Here is a 22,596-nt window from a genome sequence, read left to right on the forward strand (position 1 = left end):
TTCAATTAATAGTACCATTTAATTATTAAAATAATAAATTATGAAAAAACTAATTTTTGCAGGGATATTGGCAGCAACAGGTTTGACAGCAACTGCTAACGCTCAGATTCAAAAAGGTAACTGGATGGTAGGTACCAGTCTCTTATCAAGTAACTTCGGTTTGAATACAGGTGGTGGTTATGATATTGCACTACAGCCTAAAGCAGCTTATTTTGTAAATGATAACGTAGCAGTAGGTGGATATGTAGATTTAGGTATTAAAAAAGTTACCAACGGATCACCAACTGATTTTACTTATGGGGTTGGTGCTTTGGGACGTTACTTCCTATCACCGGGAGAGAAAGGTGTTGACAATTTACTTCACCACGGAAGATGGTTCCTTGAAGGAAATGTTGGTATCGGAGGTAGATCTGTTGAAAACGGAGACTCTACAACCGGTTTAGATTTCGGTGCAGGTCCGGGTTATTCTTATTTTATTACTCCGAACATTGGTTTGGAAGGTCTAGTAAAATATAGAGGTAGAGCAGGATTTGGTAGCGAAGGTTTAAACTCTAATATTACTTTCAACGTAGGATTCAGTCTTTACTTCCCTACTTCAAAGGCTAAAGAAGTAGCTAATGATTTAAAATAATCACTTACTCCTTTACTTAAATAAAAAATGAAATCGCCCTGAAAAATTTTTCGGGGCGATTTTCGTACAAATTAAAACTAAACTATAAAAAATCAAATAAATCACGTATTAGGTTGTGGCGTATATCTCAGGTAAGGTTTTATTTCAGTAACCCCTTTCGGAAATATTTTTCTCGCATCTTCGGTAGAAATAGCAGGAGGTACAATAACATCCTCGCCATTTTCCCAGTTGACAGGAGTGGCCACTTTATATGAATCAACCAGCTGAAGAGAATCCAGAACTCTCAGAATTTCGTTGAAATTTCTTCCTGTAGAAGCCGGGTAAGTAATAATTAATCTTACCTTTTTATCCGGATCAATGATCAGTAATGAACGCACGGTGGCTGTAGCTGAAGCATTCGGATGAATAAAGTCATACAATTCCGAAATGCGTCTGTCTTTATCTGCTATAATAGGAAACTGCACCTCCGTATTCTGGGTTTCATTAATATCTTTAATCCAGTTCTGATGGTCTTCTACCCCATCCACACTTAAAGCAATAACCTTTGTTCCCCTTTTATCAAATTCTGACTTCAGTTTCGAGGTGTAACCCAGCTCCGTAGTACATACAGGTGTATAATCTGCAGGATGGGAAAATAAAATCCCCCAGGAATCACCTAAAAATTCATGAAACTTAATATCACCTAAAGACGTTTCTGCCTGAAAGTCCGGTGCTGTATCTCCGAGTTTGATTGACATAATATTTCGCTTTGTTAGTCTACAAATTTAGTAGACTTTTTGAAACTGGCAAAATTTTTGTTGAAAATTTACCTATATTTAATAAATTTTTTTTCATGCAGAACAATGGATACAGCTACGTAGATGTCATTTACAGGGTTTTGGAAAGCTGGTATATGAGGTTTGCCGAGCTTACACCGAAACTTATCGTCGGAATTTTAGTCTTTTCTTTTTTCCTTATTACCAGTAAGTACTTGAGTTTAGGCGCCGTAAAATTATTTCATAAATTTTTCCCGAAAAGCCAGAAGGAAAGTTCTCTGGTTACTTTAATAAGTGTATTCAGGTTCCTGATTATGATGATGGGAACTTTTATCGCGCTCGAAATCATGGGCTTCAGCGGTTTCCTTTGGAAGTTTATCGGAAGTTTAGGGGTAGCAGGGGTCATTGCAGGGGTTGCCTTAAAAGATCTGGTATCCAGTATTTTTTCAGGAATGCTCATCGGGATCGATAAGGCATTTAAAATAGGAGATTATATAACTATAGGTAATCATTCCGGTACAGTTCAGGAAATAGGCTTTTTAACGACAAAGATTATTACCGATGACGGGAAAAAAGCCTACATACCCAATCAGGTTATTTTCAATGCTCCGTTTTATAATATTACAGCATCACCGCAGAGAAGGATTATTTTGAATTTTGAGATCCCGGCAGATGAAGATATCACCACAGCGCAAAAAGGAATGCTGGACGTTATTAAAAATATGGACAATGTGGACAGGCTGGATAGCTCAGAAGTCATTTTCACCGACTTGAAACAGGGCAATTTCAATCTTCAGGCTAAATTCTGGATGAAAATTGGTGCCAATATCGTTCAGGTAAAAAGTGAAGCTTATCTGAAGATCAAGCAGCGCCTGGATGCTGATAATATACAGCTGGTAACACCAACAAGCATCAATATTACGAATGGAGAAACTCTTCCGGTTGAAAATCAGGATAAATAAAAATATAAACCGCTTTCCTAAGCGGTTTTTTTATGTTTTAAATTCAGGCTGCGTCTCTGGTAACAGAACCATGGAAGCCAAGAGAAAAAATTTAAACACAAAAGTTTTTTTGACACTTAAGTTTTTTTGACACTTAAGTTATTTTTAAGTTAAATAAATTGAGCATAGAAAGTACACTTAATTTTTTTAAGAAAATCTTTGATTTTTCTGATTATGCGATCTGATTGTTTTCAGGATAGTAAAACTTTAAAACTAAAGTGACCTAAAGTATTTAACATTAAAAAGCTTTTGGACCTTTGTGATAAAAAAAGAAAAACCGTTTCAATTGTTGAAACGGTTTTCCTTATTATTTAAAAGTTCAGCTTATGCTAAAACTTCTTTTACTTTGTTGGCAGCTTCTTCCAAAGTAATTGCAGAATGTACAGGAAGACCTGATTCGTCAATTAATTGTTTAGCTTCTACCGCATTAGTTCCCTGTAATCTTACGATCAACGGAACAGGAAGACTTCCCATAGCTCTGTAAGCATCTACAACCCCTTGAGCAACTCTGTCACATCTTACGATACCTCCGAAGATATTGATCAGGATAGCTTTTACGTTAGGGTCTCTAAGGATGATTCCGAAAGCAGTCTGAACTCTTTGAGCATCAGCAGTACCACCTACGTCAAGGAAGTTAGCAGGGTTACCACCAGATAGTTTGATGATATCCATAGTTGCCATGGCAAGACCTGCACCGTTTACCATACAAGCAACGTTACCGTCAAGTTTTACGAAGTTAAGACCGGCTTCACCAGCTTCAACGTCCATTGGATCTTCTTCTCTTGTATCTCTTAATTCAGCTAAATCTTTGTGACGGAACAATGAGTTGTCATCCAAAGTTACTTTAGCATCTACAGCGATAATTTTGTTGTCTGAAGTTTTCAATACCGGGTTGATCTCGAAAAGAGAAGCATCAATTCCGATATAAGCATTGTAAAGAGATGTGATGAATTTTGTAAATTCTTTGAAAGCATTTCCTTCAAGACCAAGGTTGAAAGCAATTTTTCTAGCCTGGAATCCCTGAAGACCTAAAGCAGGATCAATAATTTCTTTGTGGATCAGGTGAGGCGTTACTTCTGCAACGTGCTCAATATCCATTCCCCCTTCAGTAGAATATACGATCGTATTTTTACCTTCAGCTCTATCTAAAAGAATAGAAACATAAAATTCTTTAGTTTCAGATTCTCCCGGATAATAAACGTCTTCTGCAATCAAAACAGAGTTTACTTTTTTACCTTCAGCAGAAGTTTGTGGAGTTACCAACTGCATTCCGATGATGTTCTGAGCGTTTTCTTTAAGCTTATCCATGTTTGGAGAGAACTTTACACCACCACCTTTACCACGTCCACCTGCGTGAATCTGTGCTTTTACCACCCAAGCCTGAGCTCCGGTTTCAGCAGTCAGTTTTTCAGCAGCCGCTACAGCTTCGTCTACGTTGTTTGCAACGAAACCGCGTTGGATAGCTACTCCGTACTTTGATAAAATCTCTTTTGATTGATACTCGTGAAGATTCATATTATTTTTATTATTTTATTTTAAAATTTAAAGGTTGACAAATTTACTAAAAAGACACGGAAGTTCAAGTTTATTGACTTAAAAATTAAAGTGCAGTGAACTTGATTTTTAACATGTTTGCCAAATTGGCCCTATTCTTCGGATAATTTTTCAGACTGTGACCCGATGAACGGTATTTTCGGTGCAAGGAAATAGCCCGTTAAACTTGCAAAAAGGATCGGAACGAAATAGGTAAATCCGGTTAAGGTTCCCAGGATAATCGTGGTACTCATCGGAGTTCTCGTTACGCAGGCATTGATCGCGGCCATACAGCTTACAATGGCCAACGTTGTATCCACTATAGGAAATAGCTGATGAATAATTAGTCCTAAGGTTGTCCCCACAAAAAACAGCGGAATGATGAAACCGCCTCTCCACCCGGAGGTAACGGTTACGGCAATAGCAATGATTTTAAAAACCAAAATAACGATCAGAAAATTCAGGGCAAAATTCCCGTTGATCAGCTGATTAATTTCATGATGTCCGAAATATCTCGTCAATGGAAAATAGTAGGCGATAATTCCCAAAATAATTCCTCCGACCAATGTTTTTATGTAAATGGGAAATGATCTGTATTCAAAAATTTTTTTGAAAAATTTTACCACAAAAATGAAGATCCATCCGAATAAAGTTCCCACCGCTCCAAAAGCTACAGCATATAAGAAATCATATACCCCTGAATAATGATAAGCTTTCAAATCCCACATTGCGCCTATTCCTAGATGAATAATCAAAGCGAACATAACATAGCTGAAACAGCTGGCCACCAGCGCAGGAATAATTGCTTTATAATATTCTACAGCGTGTCTGTGATGCAGGATTTCAAGTGAAAAGAGACTTCCCCCAAGCGGAGCCCCGAACAAGGCTGTAAAACCTGAGGCCATCCCTGCAATACTCAAAGAACGAAGTTCCTCACCTTTCAGTCTGAAAATTTTTCCAAGCCATGTTCCCGTGGAACCTGTTACCTGAACAAGAGGAGCTTCCGGGCCAAGGCTTCCTCCGGATGCTACACAGAACAGCGAAGAAAGGATCATGGAAGGGTTATTTTTCGGATCCAGTTTTCCTTTGTTAAACCTGATATTATTAACAATCAGGTGAATTTCTCCCGGATCTCCGATAAAATGAATCACAAACCCTGCCAGCAAACCGCATACCGCCATCGTAGGAACAACCATCCAACCCTGGAATTCAGCTAAAAATTCTGTAAAATATTCTAAAATGATCCAGTAACCTCCAGCAATGATTCCTCCGACGAGTCCTGTAAATGCCCACATGAAAAAAGTACGGCTGAATACAAACGGATTGAATCTGATAGGTTGATCCAAAAGATTAAATGTCCGTATTAACCGTCTTCTTCTATTGATTTTCATTATTTATTATTTTAATCCTGTTTTTTCTGTGAGCAAAAATTTCAATGGCTGAAATAGCCTTTTACTCCAGGCTTTTTCACTGTGATCTTCCCCAGGAAAATAAAAGGTTTTCCATTGTTTTTCAGAATATCCTGCCTTTCTAATAATATTATCTGCCTTTTTTTGTATCTCCGGATACATGGCATCAAGTGTCTGATCTCCCGTATCAAAATACAATTTGTGATCCCGGCTGCTTGGAATGTGGGCTTCAAAATATTCTAACATAGCTTCCGGAAAAGGATTATTTTTCAAAGTAAAAGTTCCCGGCCAATGGGTGGAAATACATGCTGCGCCACCGAAAATGTCAGGGTATTCACATATGGCATAAAGTGAGACCAATCCCCCCATACTACTGCCTGCAATAAAAGTATGCTCTCTGTCTCTGTGCACAGAATATTTTTTGTCAATATAAGGTTTCAGTTCTTTGACAATAAATTTCAAATAATTATCAGAATTAGGATTGAAGTTGCCTTCTGCTGCCCCAGCAGTTATTAACTGGCTCTTTATAGTATCTTTTTGTGGCTGAGTTAAGCCTTCAAAAGGCTTTTGCGGGAAATAATCTGTATGTCTTAATTGCTGATTATTCCAGATTCCTACAACAATAATATTCTGTACAGTCTTTTCTTTAATGAGCTTAGCCATAACATCATCAACATTCCATGCCTGATGATTCCAGGTCATTTCCGGGTCATACAGCATCTGCCCGTCTTGCATATACAGTACGGAATATTTTTTATTTTTTGAATATCCCTCCGGCAGCCATACATCTACATTTCTGGGTAATACAAATTGAGAGGCGAAATTAATCCTTTCAATATTTCCGTTACTTACTTTTGGCAGCTGGCCAAATGATATAAAAGGAGTAAGGGCCAACAAAAAGATAAGCCTTAAGATCATAAAAAAATTATTTTTTTAGAAAATAAAAGATCAGCATTCCCCAGCTCAGGATCATAAAAAGACCTCCAAGCGGAGTGATCGGACCCAGGAATTTTAGATTGACTCCTAAATAATCCTGCAGGCTTAAGAAATAAATACTTACTGAAAATAAAAAGGTCCCTGTGATCATTAAAATTGACATCCATTTTTCAGATGACGTTTCAAATTTTAAGACATATCCGATGATCAGCAAAAAGAATGCTGCATACATCTGATATCTTACTCCTGTTTCAAAACTTTCCAGTCTTTCCACAGCTAATATTTTCTTTAAAGCATGTGCTCCGAATGCTCCTAAAATCACGGATAACATTCCGTAAACGGCACCAAAAACTAAAGTAACTGTTTTCATTTTATAACTCTTCTAATTCTAGATTTAAATGTTTTTTTGTTTTGTAATCCTGCCAGGTTCCGATAATTTTATTTCCTTTCAGATCGGCTTCCACTAAAGCTCTTGGTATCCATTGCTTCAGTTCTTCATTATGATAATCATCTTCTGTGATAGAAAAATGATTATGAACAAATTCTCCTCTCCAATTGATTGGTTGCTTATTCTTGTCATACCAATAGGTAGCAGAAAAGGAATCGTCCTCATTGATTTCGTTAAACAAAACTGTTATGGGATATTTTCCATCAATTTTTCCTTTGAATAACTTATTGGCAGGACTTGTTCCGTCAACTTTTTCAGAACCGGAAATAAGGTTTCTCGCATAAGGACTCCAGTATTTTTCCAGTTCCTTATAGGTAAATTCAAGTTCGTGACTTCCAAGATCATCCAGCGCCCGCATTGCATGGTTGGAACATCTGCCTGCCACAAAAGTAATTTTATCCTTTCCGAAAAAATATTTGATCCCATTCAGGGTGTAATCCATGAAACAATCCTCATACATACCAATCTGCTCCTGAACTTCTTCTGAAGGATTTTTTTCAGATTTCAATTCGGCAAGAAAGTCATCAACCCTTTTTTTGATTCTTTTTTGAATTAAACCATTCACTGTTTTGACACTACTTACCTGAAACAGATCTTCAGCATTGATGTAATTTCCTGTCCTCAGATCAAAATTCATCCATTCCGAAAAACCTTCAGGATAAGCTCCGGAAGCTTCACCCTCTATATTGATGCTCAAAATATTCTGAGGTGTTTCCAATTTTTTCCAGCTGTAAAAATAAACGTAATTGGTATAGGAATTTGTGGCAGTAGAAGCTTTTTTAAAAGGATTCCCGCCAGAATCCGGAATGTATTCAAGTTCACTCACCTGCAAAAAGGTATTGATCTTATTTTCCACAAGAGAATTTTTTGCATAGGAAACCAACGGAAAAACAGTATTTTCTGATTTTGGCTGCAGATCACTGATCTTTACATTTTTCTGTTGTGAAAAACTTAAGCATGAAAGCAATAAGAAAAATACTGTACTCCTTTTCATGATCTGGAATGGATGTAGATTAATATCATTTTCGCCACCAGGGTTGATATTCCCAATATAATAAAGACATTGGAAAGCTTTTTGGAATTCCTGAAGCCCGGTGATGTTGTCTTCTTTAAAAAGATTCCGAACAGGATGAATATTATGGGCAGGATAATCTGCAGCATTACTGGGCTCTTAATCTGTTAAATTCATTGATCACTTCGTGATGGCTTACCGTTTTATCCTTAAAATAAGTCACAAAATGCTGCTTTTCTTCTTCCGTAGCGCCCATTTGGTTCAAAATATTCAGTAAGTGCATTTTCATATGGCCTTTCTGAATACCGGTAGTTACCAAAGAACGGAGAGCTCCAAAATTCTGGGCCAGTCCGGAAACCGCCAGAATACTCATCAGTTCCTGTGCAGAAGGTTTTCCAAGCAGTGCCAGTGAGAATTTCACCAATGGATGCAGGTTGGTAAGTCCTCCTACTACTCCTACAGAAATCGGAAGATCGATCCAGAATCTGAAAATCCCGTTATCCGTTGTACAGTGTGTCAGGGATCTGTACTGTCCGTCTCTTGCGGCATAGGCATGCGCGCATGCTTCTGTTGCCCTGAAATCATTTCCTGTAGCAATCACCACAGCATCTACCCCATTCATCACTCCTTTATTGTGAGTTGTAGCACGGAAAGGTTCAATTTCTGCAATGGTAACTGCCTGTTTGAATTTGGCGGCAAATTCTTCATTGGAAATTCCGCTGTCATCTTTCAGGTCTTCAATTTTACAGGAAACCTCAGCTCTTACAATACAGTCAGGCGTAAAATTGGAAAGGATATTCATCACGATTTGAAGCGTATTCTTTTCCTCCTGGGTGAAATCTTCACTCGTTGCAATTTCCTGCTTCATTGTTTTTCCGAACTGTTCAAGACATGAATTGATAAAATTCGCACCCATGGAATCTACCGTATCAAAGCTTGCTTTAAGCTGGTAATAATTGGGCATTTCAGATGTTTTGTCTACTAATTTGATGTCTAAAATTCCACCGCCTCTTTTTCTCATGTTGGCGGTAATATCTTCTGTAGCCTCAAATAATTTTTTCTTCAATTTAAAATTAAAGAAATGCAGAAGCTTATGAGGTTCTACATTGAATATAAAGTGGGTATGCCCTAATTTTTCATTGTTGATGATGGTCGTTTTGAAACCTCCTTTATCGATCCAGAATTTAGCAGCCTTTGAAGCTGCAGCAACTACTGAACTTTCCTCAACAGCCATAGGAAGGGCAAATAATTTCCCGTCAATTAAGAAATTCGGAGCAATTCCGTAAGGCATATAGAAATTGGAAATCGTATTTTCAGAAAACTCTTCATGAAGTTTCTGAAGCTCAGCATTCTCGTTCCAGTATTGTTTTAATATATTTTGATATTCTTCGTTTCCTTCAAGATACTCGTTGACAAGCCAATCGATTTTTCCCTGTTTTGTAAGTTTAGAGAAACCCTCTACCGGTTTATGATTCATAGTATAAATTTAATATGTGTAAAGATAGTAATTTTTGTAAGTCTCCGTTGTGGATAACTTCTACAGAAAAAAATTGATATTTATCAATTTTGGAACTACTTTTGGATAATATTTTGATACAAATTATAACATTCCACTAAAATATGAATTTTGAACGCCTGAAAGAAAAGCTTGAAATCCTTGCTGATGCAGCGAAATATGATGTTTCCTGCTCATCCAGCGGGGGAACAAGAAAAAATAGAAAAGGCGCTTTAGGAGACAGTTCCGTAAGCGGAATCTGCCATACTTACACGGAAGACGGACGATGTGTTTCCCTTCTCAAAATTTTATTGACCAATCACTGTATTTATGATTGCGCTTATTGTGTATCCAGAAGTTCCAATGATATTAAAAGAGCCGGGTTTACAGTGGAGGAAGTTGTGGATCTTACCATCAACTTTTACCGCAGGAATTATATTGAAGGTTTGTTTTTAAGCTCCGGGATTTTTAAGAATGCGGATACCACGATGGAGCGCCTTGTAAGAGTTGCGAAAAAACTTCGTTTAGAGGAAAATTTTAACGGCTATATTCATTTGAAATCTATTCCGGGAGCAAGCGATGAACTGATGCAGGAAGCCGCTTTGTATGCAGACAGGCTGTCAATCAACCTGGAAATTCCTACAGAAAGCGGGCTGAAATTACTGGCACCTGAAAAAAACCGACAGGATATGCTCAGCCCTATGAAATATATCCAGAATGGGATTGCCCAATACAAGGATGAAAAGAAAATTTTCAGGAAAGTACCCAAGTTTGCCCCTGCAGGACAGTCTACCCAAATGATTGTGGGTGCCACCAATGAAAATGACTTACAGATCATCAAAGTGGCGGATCATTTTTATAAAAATTTCAGTCTGAAAAGAGTGTATTATTCCGGTTATGTTCCGGTACTGGAAGATAAAAGATTGCCTTCCCTGACAACGGCAGTTCCTATGCTTCGTGAAAACAGGCTCTACCAGTCTGACTGGCTGATGAGGTTCTATGGATTTAAGGCTGAAGAAATTTTAGACCCGGAAATGCCTTACCTGGATCTTGAGGTTGATCCGAAACTGAGCTGGGCATTGAGGCATTTGCATCAGTTCCCTATTAATCTTCAGACTGCGGATTACCAGATGATTTTAAGAATTCCGGGAATTGGAGTAAAGACAGCACAGAAAATTATTCAGGCACGCCGTTTTCAGATTTTAAATATGGACCATCTGAAAAAGCTTGGAGCTGCGGTCAACCGGGCAAAATACTTTATTGATTTTAATGCAGGAAATGCTTACCTGAGGTATTTGACAGATAAAAACTTCAGAAATTTGCTTGTAGGCGGAAGTTCTTCTAAATTTCATAACCAGTTTTCACAGCAATTGAGCTTGTTTTAGATTAATTTAAAGATTCAGAGATTGAGAAATTAAGAGATTTAGAAATAAGAACCGGAAGTCGTCCACTTAACTGTTATTTATCATTAAATCATCATATCAACACATTACTATGATTACCCTTCTCTACGATGGAAGTTTTGACGGCCTTTTAACTGCAGTATTTGAAGTTTTCGAATACCGCTATAAAGATGTGGAAATTATAAATAAAGGGAGGTTTCACCAGGAAAATATTTTTGCGGAAATTCATGAAGTGATTACGCAAAATGATAAAGCCGAGCGTGTTTTAAACAAACTGGAAAAAAATATTGAAAAATCAGGAATTCATGAGTTATTGAAGGTTTATTTATCTGAAGATCCTGAACTGGAACAGCTTATTTTATCTGCCATAAGACAGTCTGTACAACATCCTGACAAAAATATTATGCAGAATTATGCAGACACTGATATTTTAAAAATTTCCAAAATCTGCAAATCCGTAAGCCGGGAAAGACACCGGATGACTGCTTTTGTAAGGTTTGAAAAAATGCAGGATGGTGTTTTCTTTGCAAAAATAGATCCTGATTTTGATGTTCTTCCCCTGATCCGGAAACATTTTAAAGACCGCTACCAGGACCAGAAGTGGATGATTTATGACTTAAGGAGAAATTATGGGATTTTATATGATCTGGAAAACTGTGAGTTTTTTTATCCTGAAGAAAAACTGGATCTTCATAGGTATCAGCAGAAGTTTCACGATGAGGAACAGAATTATCAGACGCTGTGGCAAAGGTATTTTACGAAGACCAATATTGTGGAAAGGAAGAATTTGAAACTTCATGTTCAGCACGTTCCAAAGAGATATTGGAAGTATCTGACGGAGAAATGGTAATTTGAGGTGAGTGCTTTTTCTCACAGATAAGCGGAGAACTCAGATGGTATTTTGGTTAAACAATCGTTTAATAAAATTCCTCCCAGAGTGGAATATACATTAACTAAAAAACTGTCTGAGGTTCTTTGACAGCTAAATGAGTGGGGAAACTTTTAATTCCAGCAGATAAGAAAGCTTAATATTTTACTGGTACTGATTTGCAGAAATATTTTTCCTCTCATCGATAAGCATCCGGGCCTGCTTATTCATCTTCTTCGACTCCTTTTGATAAAAATATTTCACTATAATACCTGCTTAATGCAAATTTTTATGAGACAAAAATAACAGGGTATTTTTGAAACTTTCAAATTTCAGAAGCTTTTAATTATTTATATTCAAAACTCTTATCAACTTACTGCCATTATCTGAACTTGTTTTTGTAAATTTGTGTTCGAAATTTTTTACTAGATGAAAGAGAGTGCTGTAAAAAAAATTGCAGTTCTTACTTCAGGAGGTGACTCTCCGGGTATGAATGCGGCATTAAGGGCGGTAGTAAGAACCGCCAACTATTATAATATCGAATGTTACGGAGTAAGGGAAGGCTATAACGGGCTCATCAATGATGATTTCCTGAAAATGGGTCCCCGTTCCGTAAAAAATATAATCAACCAGGGCGGAACAATTCTTAAATCTGCCAGATCCGTGGAATTCAGAACTCCGGAAGGACGTAAGAAAGCTTATGACAACTGTGTGAAACATGGTGTGGATGCTTTGGTATGCATCGGAGGAGACGGAACTTTTACAGGAGCAAAGATCTTCAATGAAGAATTCGGCATCAGAGTAATCGGTGTACCGGGAACTATCGATAATGATATTTTCGGAACCGATAATACTATTGGTTATGACACTGCTTTGAATACGGCTATGGAAGCAATTGACAAGGTTCGTGATACGGCAACTTCCCACAACAGGGTTTTCTTTGTAGAGGTAATGGGCCGTGATGCAGGTTTCATCGCTTTAAACAGCGGACTGGCAACGGGTGCTCTGGATATTCTTATTCCTGAGAAAAAAGACAGCATGCAAGATCTTTTTGCCAATTTCAGAAAGGCTGAAAAAACCGGAAAAGCTTCAAGCATCGTAGTCGTGGCTGAAGGTGAAAAGCTTGGAAGCATCTATGATCTGGCCAACCAGACAAAAGAAGAATTCCCTGACTATGATATCCGTGTAACCATCCTGGGGCACATCCAGAGGGGTGGTTCTCCAAGCTGTGCAGACCGTGTTCTGGCAAGCAGACTGGGTTACGGTGCTGTAGTGGGATTAATGGAAGGAAAAACAAATGTAATGGCAGGAATGCGTTCCAACGATCTGGTATACACGCCAATCGAAGAAGCCATTAAAAAACATAATGAAATCAATAAAGATCTTTTACTGATTTCTGAAATTTTAGCAATCTAATTATTTTTATAAATCTAAAACAAACTATTATGTCAACAATCAAAGTAGGTATCAACGGTTTTGGTAGAATTGGACGTCTTGTTTTCAGAGCAATGACTGAAAGAGATAACATTGAAGTAGTAGGAATCAATGACCTAATCAATGCAGAATACATGGCTTACATGTTAAAATATGATTCTGTACACGGTATTTTCCCTGGAGAAGTTTCTGTAGAAGGTAACGATCTTGTGGTAAACGGAAAAAGAATCAGAGTAACTGCTGAAAGAGACCCGAACAACCTGAAATGGAACGAAGTAGGTGCTGATTATGTGGTAGAATCTACAGGTTTATTCCTTGATAAAGAAAGTGCTTCTGCTCACCTAAATGCCGGTGCTAAAAAAGTAATCCTTTCTGCTCCATCCAAAGACGATACTCCAATGTTCGTAATGGGTGTAAACCACAAAGAGCTTACTGATGATATCAAAATTTTATCAAACGCTTCTTGTACAACCAACTGTTTAGCTCCTTTGGCTAAAGTAATCCACGATAACTTCGGGATCGTTGAGGGTCTTATGACAACAGTACACGCTACAACGGCAACTCAAAAAACTGTGGACGGTCCTTCAATGAAAGACTGGAGAGGAGGAAGAGCTGCTCTAAACAACATTATCCCTTCTTCTACAGGTGCTGCTAAAGCGGTAGGAAAAGTAATCCCTTCACTAAACGGAAAACTAACAGGTATGTCTTTCAGAGTACCAACAGTTGACGTTTCTGTAGTAGATTTAACAGTGAGAATTGAAAAGGCTGCTTCTTATGAAGAAATCTGCTCAGTAATCAAAGCTGCTTCTGAAGGCGAATTGAAAGGAATCTTAGGATACACTGAAGATGCTGTAGTTTCTCAGGACTTCGTAGGAGATAAGAGAACTTCTATCTTCGACAAAGATGCCGGTATCATGCTTTCTCCAAACTTTGTAAAACTTGTTTCATGGTATGACAATGAAATGGGTTACTCTAACAAGTTGGTAGATATGCTTGTACACGCTGCTTCTTTATAATGAGTAATGAGTAATAAGCGATAAGCAATGAGTAATAAAAACCTTCCCGATGGGAAGGTTTTTTTGTTTAATATCTTTAATTTTGAACTTAGAAAAGTTGATTTAAAGGGACTCCGAATTTCACACCCCAGAAACTTTCCTCTATTCCTTCATCATAATTGGTAAAAGATGTATTTCTCCAGAAAGGCTCTATATTAATAGTAGTTTTTCCATCCTTATCTCTCAATGGGAACATAATTCCTACACTAAAAATATTTTTGTTACTTGTAAAATTAGTGGTACCAGGGGTAATAAATTCTTTGTTTTGATAACTTACATCCAAACCTATTAAATTGTTCTGGCCAAGAGGTATAAAGCCAAGAACCTGCACAGATATATCCCTTTTATACTTTTGTTTAAGAGTGCTCATATTGGTAATATAAACACTTTGTTCCTCCACATCATAATAAACAGTATTGTTTGTTCCGTTTTCATATTGAATTTTGTTCCAGTCTACAGTCGAAAATATTTCAGAAAGAGAGGTCTTTTTTGAATATGAAAGCTGAGCATTGATATATACACCAAAACCATTACTTAATCCATAGAAAAGATTTCCGGAAAATGAAAAATAACCTCCACTGATCCGTTTGTTTATGGGATCCATAACTGAATTCTGCACATTAATACTGTCAATTATTTTGAGTTTATCTTCAGAATACCCTACATCCAGTTTTGTCCATGCCAGGAGTTTTGCTGTCCACACATTTTTGTACAAAATATTTTCAACCTTTTCAACTTCCTGATGATAAAGTTCTTTATAATCAAGCTGTCCAGACTCTATTCTATCTAACTCATCTTCAGGTTGTAATTTCCCTTCTACTTTGTTTTTTACCAGTCCATAGATCTTTTTATTTTTTTTTCGGACTTCTTCTGACAATCCATTGTAACGATACTTGGAAACCAGAAGAGCAGTCCAGCTCCCTCCTACCCTCAAAAGTTTCCGGTTAGAAAAATCAAAAAAACCATCATTATTAAGTTTTCCACTAGCATTGACTGCAAAAATATGTCTAAATTTTTCTTCGTCTTTTTTTTCAGGAATATAAATGATTGGACTGAACGAAAAACTCTGTTCATTTTTATCAACAGAAAGTGCCGCGTATTTTCCCACCTGATTAGTTTCTGTAGATCCTGTAACAAGCATGGAAAAATCTTTCTTAACCATTTTATTGTACGTATAAGCCGATACAATCGGGGAGTAAGAACCATTATTTTGTGAAACAAAAGCCGAGTCTTTTGTAACCAATGTTTTTAGCATTTTCTTTGTTTCATCTATTGAGGTTTGCTGAGACCTGATCGTTCCCGCCCAAAGTAGGAACAGCATTAATAAATAAGTTTTCATGGCTATTAGTTTTTTACAAAGTTTCAAATTTCATGAAAACAAGTAAAGTACCCGTTCGGGTGATTTTGAAGCTTAGAAAAAATGTAAGAAGAAGAAGAAGAACAGGATACCAAAGAAAAAGCCTCCCCAGCAACGAGAGGCTTATTAGTTTATCATTTTCAAACAACTAAAAAAGAAAAGGGTAAACTGTTTTATAACATCATTTAATAACTTTCAATAATTAAGTCCATCTGTAAATACGGTCTGCCATTTATTCCATGACAGATAAATTTTTCCTAATTATATAAACTATAGAAAAAAATAAGTCATTAAACAAAACGGATAGAATAAATTGAGTTTCCCTGGTTATTAGTCCCTACAAAGTTTGGAATTTTATCAAAGTAAAAAAATCCCCCTTTTGTGGTATTTTGTAAGTATTTTGGTTATTTTAGCTAAAACTAATTATTCATGGGCAACTTAGAACAAAAACATCCTCTCATTGAAATCTGGAATACTTACCCGGGTGCCAGGAGGGACAGAAAGATTCTAGATAAACCACCCGTTGAGCGCATCATTGGTGAAATGTTTGCCATAGGTGAATTTTATTATTATGCTCTGAATCTTACCAACAGTACACTTTCGCACCATCACGAAAATATTCTTAAGCTTCACGGGCTGTCCTCTTATCCTGAGAACTTAAAAGAAGTCATTGATCTTACCCATCCTGATGATATTGAATTTGTGATAAAAGCTGAACAGGTTCTTGTTGACAAAATAACAGAGATTGCCCTGGAAAGCCAGCTTTACATTAAAGGCAGCTATTGTTTCAGAATGAAAACAGCGGAAGGAAATTATGAACTGTTTCATCATCAATCCGTTATTACCATGGAAGACGAAACCGGAATTCCCATACAGGCTATAAATATTCACACCAATATCCACCATATCACAAAAGAAAACCCTTATACCGTGCTGATTTCAGGAATAGGCCCAAGAAATGATTTTCACCAGGTAAAACTGGATTGTTTTTCAAAGCCGGAAAATTTTTCAGAACATTTAACGAAAAGAGAAATGGAAATCCTGTCCCTTATTGCAAAAGGATATTCCGGGCCGGAAATAGCCCAGGCACTCATCCTGTCTGAACATACGATACGGACACACAGGAAAAATATTCTTCGGAAAACCAATTCAAGGAACAGTAAAGAACTCGTTAAAAAGGCATTTGAAAAAGGACTTATCTAAATTTAGATAACCCTCCGGAACACTGATAAATCTCACCATATCATTTCGGTGCAAAACTTGTATTTTTATACAAGATGGACAAACCAATTACACAACCGCGATTTAAAGATTCCCCTCATTTCAAAAATTTCTGGGAAAAAGGCAATGGAAAACAGCTTATTGATTTTTCCGGTGCTGAAGTGAGCTTTAAAGACTTTGATCAGTTTTCACCCTATTTCTATCATGTGGACGAAATTGGTGATCAGGTAGTAAAAGATGTTTATCTGGTTAAAAAATTTCACGAAGCTTCCAGAGAAATTGAAGATTACATCCGAAACGGTGTTTCCGAAGCAGACCAAGTTCCTGAAAGTGTAAAAAGGCTCTTCACCCAAACCCAGAAAATTCCGGAATGGCTTGATTATAACCTTTTAAAAAGCGGTGCAGAGCTCTGCATGCGAAGTAATCTGGATTCGCTGATCTCTTTAAGGGATTACTGCCTGATGGGCGGTTACGATTATGCTTATCTGAATAAACCTCTTGTCGCGACAGAAGCATTGAAAAAAGGCGCTGTAAAACGACTTTCAGAAACACTGGATTTCTGGGTAAATGCTACCCGTTACAATGCCTTGGAACTGCATGCAAAAGGCTATGAATTTGCTATAAAAACCCGCCTGATCCATTCTTACGCAAGGCTTTCCATAAAGAAATATTACAAAGGATGGGATACGCAAAACTGGGGTGAGCCCATCAATTCATGGGATATGATGGCCACTTACATCGGTTTCAGCCTTGTTTTTCTCCACAGTCTTCAAAAATTGGGAAATACTTTTTCTAATGAGGAAGAGGAAGGCATTTTTCACCTTTGGAAATACGTAGGATATTTGCTCGGAATTCCTGAACAGCTTCTTCCGGACAATAAAAAGCAGGCAACAGAATATTTTCACTTGTGGACCTCTGTACAGCCACCTTCAGATAAAGACTCCATCCTTCTGGCTCATTCCCTGCTAAATGAATCCCTCGAAAATCCTATATTAAAATTTAAATTTGAAAGGAGAAATCTGAGATATCTTCATATCTGCTGTACCTGGTTTCTTCTGGATGATGAAGTTTGCAAAAGGCTTGAGATTCCTGATGTTTCTGCTAAAAACCTGTTTCCTAAAACAAAGATTCTGATCAATAAAATATACGACAGATTGGTAAGCCGGGAAGCCAGTATAAAAAAAGGAAACAAAGACCAAATGAAAGTTCTTGAAGATTACCTGAGGATTACAAAAGATTCGAATTTTCACTAGAAGAATTTCTGAAATTTCTTCTGTAAAAGTGTAAAAATATGTTTTTTATGCGTTGAATCATAAGATATTGCGCTGCTTTTATAATGAATCCTATCCGCTATGAAAATTTATCATTTTTTAACTCTAAAAACATGTTTTCGCGCCAAATAATATTAGCTTTTGATGTTAAAATTATGTATTTTTGAGAAATTATTTTAATAGAGATGAGTAACATTGATGATAAGAAAAAAGCACTGGCTTTAGTGCTTGACAAGCTAGATAAAACATACGGAAAAGGAACTGTAATGACGTTGGGTGATGATTCTGTAGACAACACAATTGAGGTAATTCCTTCAGGATCTTTAGGACTGGACATCGCGTTAGGCGTGGGCGGTTATCCAAGAGGAAGAATCATCGAAATATACGGTCCTGAATCTTCAGGTAAAACAACATTAACCCTTCATGCTATTGCTGAGGCTCAGAAAGCAGGTGGTATTGCAGCATTCATTGATGCAGAGCACGCTTTCGACAGAACTTATGCAGCAAAGCTGGGAATTGATCTGGAGAACCTTATCATTTCACAGCCGGACAATGGTGAGCAGGCTTTGGAAATTGCTGATAACCTTATCCGTTCGGGAGCTATTGACATCGTAGTTATTGACTCGGTGGCGGCTCTTACTCCGAAAGCGGAAATTGAAGGTGAAATGGGAGATTCCAAAATGGGTCTTCATGCAAGGCTGATGTCTCAGGCATTAAGAAAGCTTACAGCAACTATTTCCAGAACAAAATGTACGGTGATCTTCATCAACCAGTTGAGAGAAAAAATCGGTGTAATGTTCGGAAATCCTGAAACGACTACCGGAGGTAACGCCCTGAAATTCTATGCTTCTGTAAGACTGGATATCAGAAAAGCAAGTGCACCGATCAAAAACGGTGACGAAGCTGTAGGAAGCCGTGTGAAGGTGAAGATTGTGAAAAACAAAGTTGCACCTCCATTCAAACAAGCAGAATTCGACATTATGTACGGTGAAGGAGTTTCCAAAGTAGGTGAAATCCTTGACACTGCTGTAGATATGGGCGTTGTGAAGAAAAGCGGTTCGTGGTTTAGCTATGAGGAGACAAAATTGGGTCAGGGACGTGATGCAGTGAAAGATGTTTTAAGAGATAACCCTGAACTTGCCGAAGAACTTGAAAACAAGATCAAGGAAGAAATGAAAAACAAGAAATAATTAAAAAACGGTCTGAAATTCAGACCGTTTTTCTTTTTCTTTTTTAATTTTATATGTCCATCAAAATACATTGAGATAAGTGATTACCGATTATAAAAAAATTGATCTGTTCGGGAAAACATTCATTCAGAAAGTGGATGTGAAATCTCCTTTTGAATTCACTTTTCCGGTTGCTGAGCAGGCCTGTTTTTTATATATGCTGACAGGTGAGATCCAATATCAGTCTGATGACATCCGTACCGACATTCCTGCCAGGCATTCGTTATTGCTCAATTGTATCAATTCCGGAAATCATATCCATAATTCAAATACAGACAGCAAAGGCGAAGTAGTGATCGTCACCTTCCATCCGGATATACTTAAGAAAATTTATGAAAGAGAGCTTCCTGTTCTGCTACAGCCCGGCAACAAAGCAACCAACCAGTTAAACGGAAAAATCAACAATGATTTCCTTATTCATAAATACATTGAAGGGCTCCTCTTCTATTTTGAAAATCCAGCTTTGGTCAATGACGAAATCCTGATTTTAAAACTAAAGGAAATTATTCTTTTGCTGTCTCAAACACAAGAGGCAGAGACCGTACAAGCCATATTATCACAGCTTTTTTCGCCAACCTCTTATACATTTAAACAAATTATAGAAGCTCATTTGTTCTCGCCCATAAGCATTGAAGAACTGGCCCAGAAAACCAATTTAAGTGTTTCATCCTTTAAGAGAGAGTTTAAAAAATTATACGATAATTCTCCCGCCAGTTACCTTAAAACAAAAAGACTGGAAAGAGCTGCTGAGTTATTACTGATTTCCGATGAACGTATTTCTAATATTGCTTTTGAATGTGGATTCAATGACCTAGCCAATTTTACCAAAAGCTTTCATGACAAATACAATACTTCTCCCACCAATTATCGTTCACAGGTAAATAAAGAGGATTAATTATTTAATCTTTCTTTCCAAGCTCGTTCATAAAAGTTTTTTGAACCAAACAGACAGATAATTGAACTTTTTTACAAAATCTTTTTTCTGTTTCTGTTGCAATTTTGTCAACAGTAATTCAACATTCAAAAAATTAAAATTATGGGACTATCGTATTTAGGAATTTTCCATACCGTTATAGGTATTATTGCTATTGTGGCAGCTGTTACAGATTTTATAAAAAAAGGAAAAATAGATCTGAGCTCACTTTCCGGAAAAATTTATTTTTATTTTACGCTCATCACTTCACTCACCGCTTTGGGATTATCCAAACATGGAGGATTTAACCCGGGACATATTTTTGCTCTTTTCATCGTTATTTTAATATCGACAGCTTACTTTCTTCACAGAAAGAGACAGGGAAACAACAGAGCCCGCTTTTTTGAAACTTTTCTTCTCTCCTTCAGCTTTTTCTTATCATTGGTTCCTACCATTAATGAAACTTTTACCCGTGTTCCACTTGGACATCCATTAGCCAAAGCTCCTACAGATGCAATCATCGGGCAGACCCTTTTTGCCCTTTTTGTACTGTTTGTTATAGGCTCCATTTTTCAGTTCAGGAAACAAAGACGAATTAATACATCAATATAATTTTGTACTTAAATCTCCAGGTTTAAAAGAAACTTCCACAAAAAAATGTCATTCTGTCACATTCTAACATATGGTATTTTTTTTGAGTCAGAAATAGAAAATTAAAAAACAAAAATTATTATGACTAAAGGAAATATTAATGTATCTGTGGAAAATATTTTCCCGCTTATTAAAAAATTTCTTTACAGTGACCACGAAATATTCCTGAGAGAGCTGATCTCCAATGCAACTGATGCCACCTTAAAATTAAAGCATTTAACAACCATCGGAGAAGCAAAAGTTGAATACGGAAACCCGAAGATTGAAGTTAAAATTGATAAGGAAAATAAGACGCTTCATATCATCGACCAGGGTATCGGGATGACTGCTGAAGAAGTTGAAAAATACATCAATCAGGTTGCTTTTTCAGGAGCTGAGGAGTTCCTTGAAAAATATAAGGACACGGCAAAAGATGCAGGAATTATCGGACATTTCGGTCTTGGATTCTATTCCGCCTTTATGGTGGCTGAAAAAGTGGAAATTATCACAAAATCTTACAAAGATGAGCCTGCAGTAAGATGGATCTGTGACGGAAGCCCGGAATTCACCCTTGAAGAAACAGCGGATAAAACTGACAGAGGAACGGAAATCGTTCTTCACATTGCAGAGGATTCTACGGAGTTCCTTGAAGAAGGTAAGATTCGCGAGCTGCTTTCAAAGTATAATAAATTCATGCCTGTTCCTATTAAATTCGGAACAAAAACACATACACTTCCGTTACCGGAGGATGCTCCTGAAGATGCCGTTGCCGAAACGGAAGAAGTGGACAACATCATCAACAATCCTACTCCGGCATGGACCATCGCACCAAGCGAACTGACCAACGAGGATTATATGAAGTTCTACCACGAACTGTATCCAATGCAGTTTGAGGAGCCTTTATTCAATATTCACCTGAATGTTGATTATCCTTTCAATCTTACCGGAATTTTATTCTTCCCGAAAATAAGCAATAACCTAAATATCGATAAGGATAAAATCCAGTTATACCAAAACCAGGTATTCGTAACGGATGAAGTGAAAGGCATTGTTCCTGACTTCCTGATGCTTCTTAGAGGGGTAATAGATTCCCCGGATATTCCGTTGAACGTATCCCGTTCTTACCTTCAGGCAGATGGTGCGGTGAAGAAAATCTCTTCTTACATCACTAAAAAAGTGGCTGATAAGATGTCTTCCCTGATCAACGAAAACCGTGAAGATTATGAGAAAAAATGGAACGACATCAAGATCGTCATCGAATATGGAATTATCACAGAAGAGAAATTTGCAGAAAAGGCGGATAAATTCACACTATATCCTACCACGGACGGAAAATACTTCCTGTGGAATGAATTACTGGAAAAAATTCAGCCTTCGCAGACAGATAAGGACGGAAATACAGTCATTCTTTATGCTACCAATGCAGATGAACAACACAGCTATATTCAGGCAGCAAATGATAAGGGCTATGAAGTTCTGTTATTAGATTCACCTGTGATTTCTCACGTGATCCAGAAACTGGAAACTACAAAAGAGAAAATCTCATTTGCCAGAGTAGATGCGGATCATATCAATAACCTCATCAAAAAAGATGAGCCGGTTATTTCTAAATTAAATGAAACTGAAAAAGAAACTCTAAAGAAAGACGTTGAAGAGGCTGTAAAAGATGCCAAATTCACCGTACAGCTTGAAGATCTGGACAGCAGCGATGCTCCGTTTACCATCACACAGCCGGAATTCATGAGAAGAATGAAAGAAATGCAGGCAACCGGTGGCGGCGGTATGTTCGGAATGGGAGGATTCCCGGAAATGTATAATCTTGTGGTGAATTCCAACAGTGAGCTTTCCAGCCAGATCTTAAAAACAGAAAATGCTGAGGAGAAAGAAAATCTTATCAAGTATGCTCTGGATCTTGCAAAACTTTCTCAGAATCTTTTGAAAGGGAAAGACCTTACAGATTTTATCCAAAGGAGCTACAAGCAACTGGAGAAATAA

Annotated in this window: 20 protein-coding genes; 12 read left to right on the forward strand and 8 right to left on the reverse strand. The window is 37.3% G+C overall.

The annotated features are described in order from the left end of the window. Window positions 1-40: 40 nt before the first annotated feature. Window positions 41-631: a hypothetical protein gene (locus ACM40_RS09695; RefSeq protein ID WP_048502593.1), complete on the forward strand. Its 591-nt coding sequence runs from the start codon at window positions 41-43 to the stop codon at window positions 629-631. A 101-nt stretch (window positions 632-732) separates the two neighbouring features. On the opposite strand, the gene ACM40_RS09700 is transcribed toward ACM40_RS09695, so the two are convergent. Continuing rightward, entirely contained in the window at window positions 733-1,368 is a 636-nt protein-coding gene (locus ACM40_RS09700) for a peroxiredoxin (protein ID WP_048502594.1), read from the reverse strand. 95 nt (window positions 1,369-1,463) lie between these two features. Here ACM40_RS09700 and ACM40_RS09705 point away from each other — a divergent pair, with 95 nt between their 5' ends. Then, a complete protein-coding gene (locus ACM40_RS09705; protein WP_048502595.1) occupies window positions 1,464-2,348 on the forward strand; it encodes a mechanosensitive ion channel family protein in 885 nt (294 codons plus the stop codon). A 363-nt stretch (window positions 2,349-2,711) separates the two neighbouring features. Here the strand turns inward: ACM40_RS09705 and sucC are convergent, their stop codons facing one another. The 6 genes from sucC to ACM40_RS09735 form a co-directional block, all read right to left on the reverse strand. Continuing rightward, window positions 2,712-3,902 carry an ADP-forming succinate--CoA ligase subunit beta gene (gene sucC, locus ACM40_RS09710; RefSeq protein ID WP_048502596.1) on the reverse strand — a complete coding sequence of 397 codons (1,191 nt, stop codon included), beginning with the start codon at window positions 3,900-3,902 and terminating at the stop codon, window positions 2,712-2,714. A gap of 131 nt (window positions 3,903-4,033) precedes the next feature. Beyond that, window positions 4,034-5,311 carry a chloride channel protein gene (locus ACM40_RS09715; protein ID WP_048502597.1) on the reverse strand — a complete coding sequence of 426 codons (1,278 nt, stop codon included), beginning with the start codon at window positions 5,309-5,311 and terminating at the stop codon, window positions 4,034-4,036. Between the two features lie 6 nt (window positions 5,312-5,317). Next, the gene (locus tag ACM40_RS09720) at window positions 5,318-6,247 is read right to left on the reverse strand and encodes an alpha/beta hydrolase (RefSeq protein WP_048502598.1); all 930 of its coding nucleotides are present in this window, start codon (window positions 6,245-6,247) and stop codon (window positions 5,318-5,320) included. A gap of 7 nt (window positions 6,248-6,254) precedes the next feature. Then, window positions 6,255-6,635, reverse strand: coding sequence for a DUF423 domain-containing protein (locus tag ACM40_RS09725; protein WP_048502599.1), 381 nt, complete (start codon window positions 6,633-6,635; stop codon window positions 6,255-6,257). Window position 6,636: 1 nt separating this feature from the next. Then, a complete protein-coding gene (locus ACM40_RS09730; RefSeq protein WP_048502600.1) occupies window positions 6,637-7,707 on the reverse strand; it encodes a hypothetical protein in 1,071 nt (356 codons plus the stop codon). 166 nt (window positions 7,708-7,873) lie between these two features. After that, complete coding sequence (locus ACM40_RS09735) at window positions 7,874-9,202, reverse strand: hydroxymethylglutaryl-CoA reductase, degradative (protein ID WP_048502601.1); 1,329 nt, start codon at window positions 9,200-9,202, stop codon at window positions 7,874-7,876. Window positions 9,203-9,345: 143 nt separating this feature from the next. On the opposite strand from ACM40_RS09735, the gene ACM40_RS09740 reads away from it, so the two are divergent. The 4 genes from ACM40_RS09740 (at window position 9,346) to gap (ending at window position 13,941) form a co-directional block, all read left to right on the forward strand. Continuing rightward, the gene (locus ACM40_RS09740; protein WP_048502602.1) at window positions 9,346-10,605 is read left to right on the forward strand and encodes a putative DNA modification/repair radical SAM protein; all 1,260 of its coding nucleotides are present in this window, start codon (window positions 9,346-9,348) and stop codon (window positions 10,603-10,605) included. Window positions 10,606-10,714: 109 nt separating this feature from the next. Beyond that, window positions 10,715-11,473, forward strand: a complete 759-nt coding sequence (locus tag ACM40_RS09745; RefSeq protein ID WP_048502603.1) for a TIGR03915 family putative DNA repair protein — start codon at window positions 10,715-10,717, stop codon at window positions 11,471-11,473. A 447-nt stretch (window positions 11,474-11,920) separates the two neighbouring features. Then, the gene (pfkA, locus tag ACM40_RS09750; RefSeq protein ID WP_048502604.1) at window positions 11,921-12,907 is read left to right on the forward strand and encodes a 6-phosphofructokinase; all 987 of its coding nucleotides are present in this window, start codon (window positions 11,921-11,923) and stop codon (window positions 12,905-12,907) included. Window positions 12,908-12,936: 29 nt separating this feature from the next. Next, complete coding sequence (gene gap, locus ACM40_RS09755) at window positions 12,937-13,941, forward strand: type I glyceraldehyde-3-phosphate dehydrogenase (RefSeq protein WP_040997219.1); 1,005 nt, start codon at window positions 12,937-12,939, stop codon at window positions 13,939-13,941. An 88-nt stretch (window positions 13,942-14,029) separates the two neighbouring features. Here the strand turns inward: gap and ACM40_RS09760 are convergent, their stop codons facing one another. Continuing rightward, window positions 14,030-15,319 (reverse strand): hypothetical protein, encoded by a 1,290-nt coding sequence (locus ACM40_RS09760; RefSeq protein WP_048502605.1) that lies wholly within the window; start codon window positions 15,317-15,319, stop codon window positions 14,030-14,032. A 447-nt stretch (window positions 15,320-15,766) separates the two neighbouring features. Between ACM40_RS09760 and ACM40_RS20865 the strand changes: the two genes are divergently transcribed. The 6 genes from ACM40_RS20865 (at window position 15,767) to htpG (ending at window position 22,596) form a co-directional block, all read left to right on the forward strand. Further along, the gene (locus ACM40_RS20865; protein WP_048502606.1) at window positions 15,767-16,540 is read left to right on the forward strand and encodes a response regulator transcription factor; all 774 of its coding nucleotides are present in this window, start codon (window positions 15,767-15,769) and stop codon (window positions 16,538-16,540) included. A 74-nt stretch (window positions 16,541-16,614) separates the two neighbouring features. Then, a complete protein-coding gene (locus ACM40_RS09770) occupies window positions 16,615-17,811 on the forward strand; it encodes an oxygenase MpaB family protein (RefSeq protein ID WP_048502607.1) in 1,197 nt (398 codons plus the stop codon). Window positions 17,812-18,014: 203 nt separating this feature from the next. Further along, window positions 18,015-19,019, forward strand: a complete 1,005-nt coding sequence (recA, locus tag ACM40_RS09775) for a recombinase RecA (protein WP_048502608.1) — start codon at window positions 18,015-18,017, stop codon at window positions 19,017-19,019. A gap of 79 nt (window positions 19,020-19,098) precedes the next feature. Further along, a complete protein-coding gene (locus ACM40_RS09780; protein ID WP_048502609.1) occupies window positions 19,099-19,953 on the forward strand; it encodes a helix-turn-helix domain-containing protein in 855 nt (284 codons plus the stop codon). A gap of 141 nt (window positions 19,954-20,094) precedes the next feature. Continuing rightward, on the forward strand, window positions 20,095-20,583 hold the full coding sequence (locus tag ACM40_RS09785; RefSeq protein ID WP_048502610.1) for a hypothetical protein: 489 nt from the start codon (window positions 20,095-20,097) through the stop codon (window positions 20,581-20,583). A 120-nt stretch (window positions 20,584-20,703) separates the two neighbouring features. Beyond that, window positions 20,704-22,596 carry a molecular chaperone HtpG gene (gene htpG / locus ACM40_RS09790; RefSeq protein ID WP_048502611.1) on the forward strand — a complete coding sequence of 631 codons (1,893 nt, stop codon included), beginning with the start codon at window positions 20,704-20,706 and terminating at the stop codon, window positions 22,594-22,596.

Origin of the sequence: Chryseobacterium sp. BLS98 (assembly GCF_001045445.1) — a bacterium.
GTDB lineage: Bacteria > Bacteroidota > Bacteroidia > Flavobacteriales > Weeksellaceae > Chryseobacterium.

What these genes read in the sequence shown, in the direction of transcription:
- sucC (WP_048502596.1), bottom strand. Translation starts at nt 3,902, where the DNA reads ATGAATCTTCACGAGTATCAATCAAAAGAGATTTTATCAAAGTACGGA.
- ACM40_RS09725 (WP_048502599.1), bottom strand. Translation starts at nt 6,635, where the DNA reads ATGAAAACAGTTACTTTAGTTTTTGGTGCCGTTTACGGAATGTTATCC.
- pfkA (WP_048502604.1), top strand. Translation starts at nt 11,921, where the DNA reads ATGAAAGAGAGTGCTGTAAAAAAAATTGCAGTTCTTACTTCAGGAGGT.
- ACM40_RS09740 (WP_048502602.1), top strand. Translation starts at nt 9,346, where the DNA reads ATGAATTTTGAACGCCTGAAAGAAAAGCTTGAAATCCTTGCTGATGCA.
- ACM40_RS09715 (WP_048502597.1), bottom strand. Translation starts at nt 5,311, where the DNA reads ATGAAAATCAATAGAAGAAGACGGTTAATACGGACATTTAATCTTTTG.
- ACM40_RS09705 (WP_048502595.1), top strand. Translation starts at nt 1,464, where the DNA reads ATGCAGAACAATGGATACAGCTACGTAGATGTCATTTACAGGGTTTTG.
- ACM40_RS09730 (WP_048502600.1), bottom strand. Translation starts at nt 7,707, where the DNA reads ATGAAAAGGAGTACAGTATTTTTCTTATTGCTTTCATGCTTAAGTTTT.
- ACM40_RS09735 (WP_048502601.1), bottom strand. Translation starts at nt 9,202, where the DNA reads ATGAATCATAAACCGGTAGAGGGTTTCTCTAAACTTACAAAACAGGGA.
- ACM40_RS09745 (WP_048502603.1), top strand. Translation starts at nt 10,715, where the DNA reads ATGATTACCCTTCTCTACGATGGAAGTTTTGACGGCCTTTTAACTGCA.
- gap (WP_040997219.1), top strand. Translation starts at nt 12,937, where the DNA reads ATGTCAACAATCAAAGTAGGTATCAACGGTTTTGGTAGAATTGGACGT.
- recA (WP_048502608.1), top strand. Translation starts at nt 18,015, where the DNA reads ATGAGTAACATTGATGATAAGAAAAAAGCACTGGCTTTAGTGCTTGAC.
- ACM40_RS09785 (WP_048502610.1), top strand. Translation starts at nt 20,095, where the DNA reads ATGGGACTATCGTATTTAGGAATTTTCCATACCGTTATAGGTATTATT.
- ACM40_RS09695 (WP_048502593.1), top strand. Translation starts at nt 41, where the DNA reads ATGAAAAAACTAATTTTTGCAGGGATATTGGCAGCAACAGGTTTGACA.
- ACM40_RS20865 (WP_048502606.1), top strand. Translation starts at nt 15,767, where the DNA reads ATGGGCAACTTAGAACAAAAACATCCTCTCATTGAAATCTGGAATACT.
- htpG (WP_048502611.1), top strand. Translation starts at nt 20,704, where the DNA reads ATGACTAAAGGAAATATTAATGTATCTGTGGAAAATATTTTCCCGCTT.
- ACM40_RS09770 (WP_048502607.1), top strand. Translation starts at nt 16,615, where the DNA reads ATGGACAAACCAATTACACAACCGCGATTTAAAGATTCCCCTCATTTC.
- ACM40_RS09760 (WP_048502605.1), bottom strand. Translation starts at nt 15,319, where the DNA reads ATGAAAACTTATTTATTAATGCTGTTCCTACTTTGGGCGGGAACGATC.
- ACM40_RS09700 (WP_048502594.1), bottom strand. Translation starts at nt 1,368, where the DNA reads ATGTCAATCAAACTCGGAGATACAGCACCGGACTTTCAGGCAGAAACG.
- ACM40_RS09720 (WP_048502598.1), bottom strand. Translation starts at nt 6,247, where the DNA reads ATGATCTTAAGGCTTATCTTTTTGTTGGCCCTTACTCCTTTTATATCA.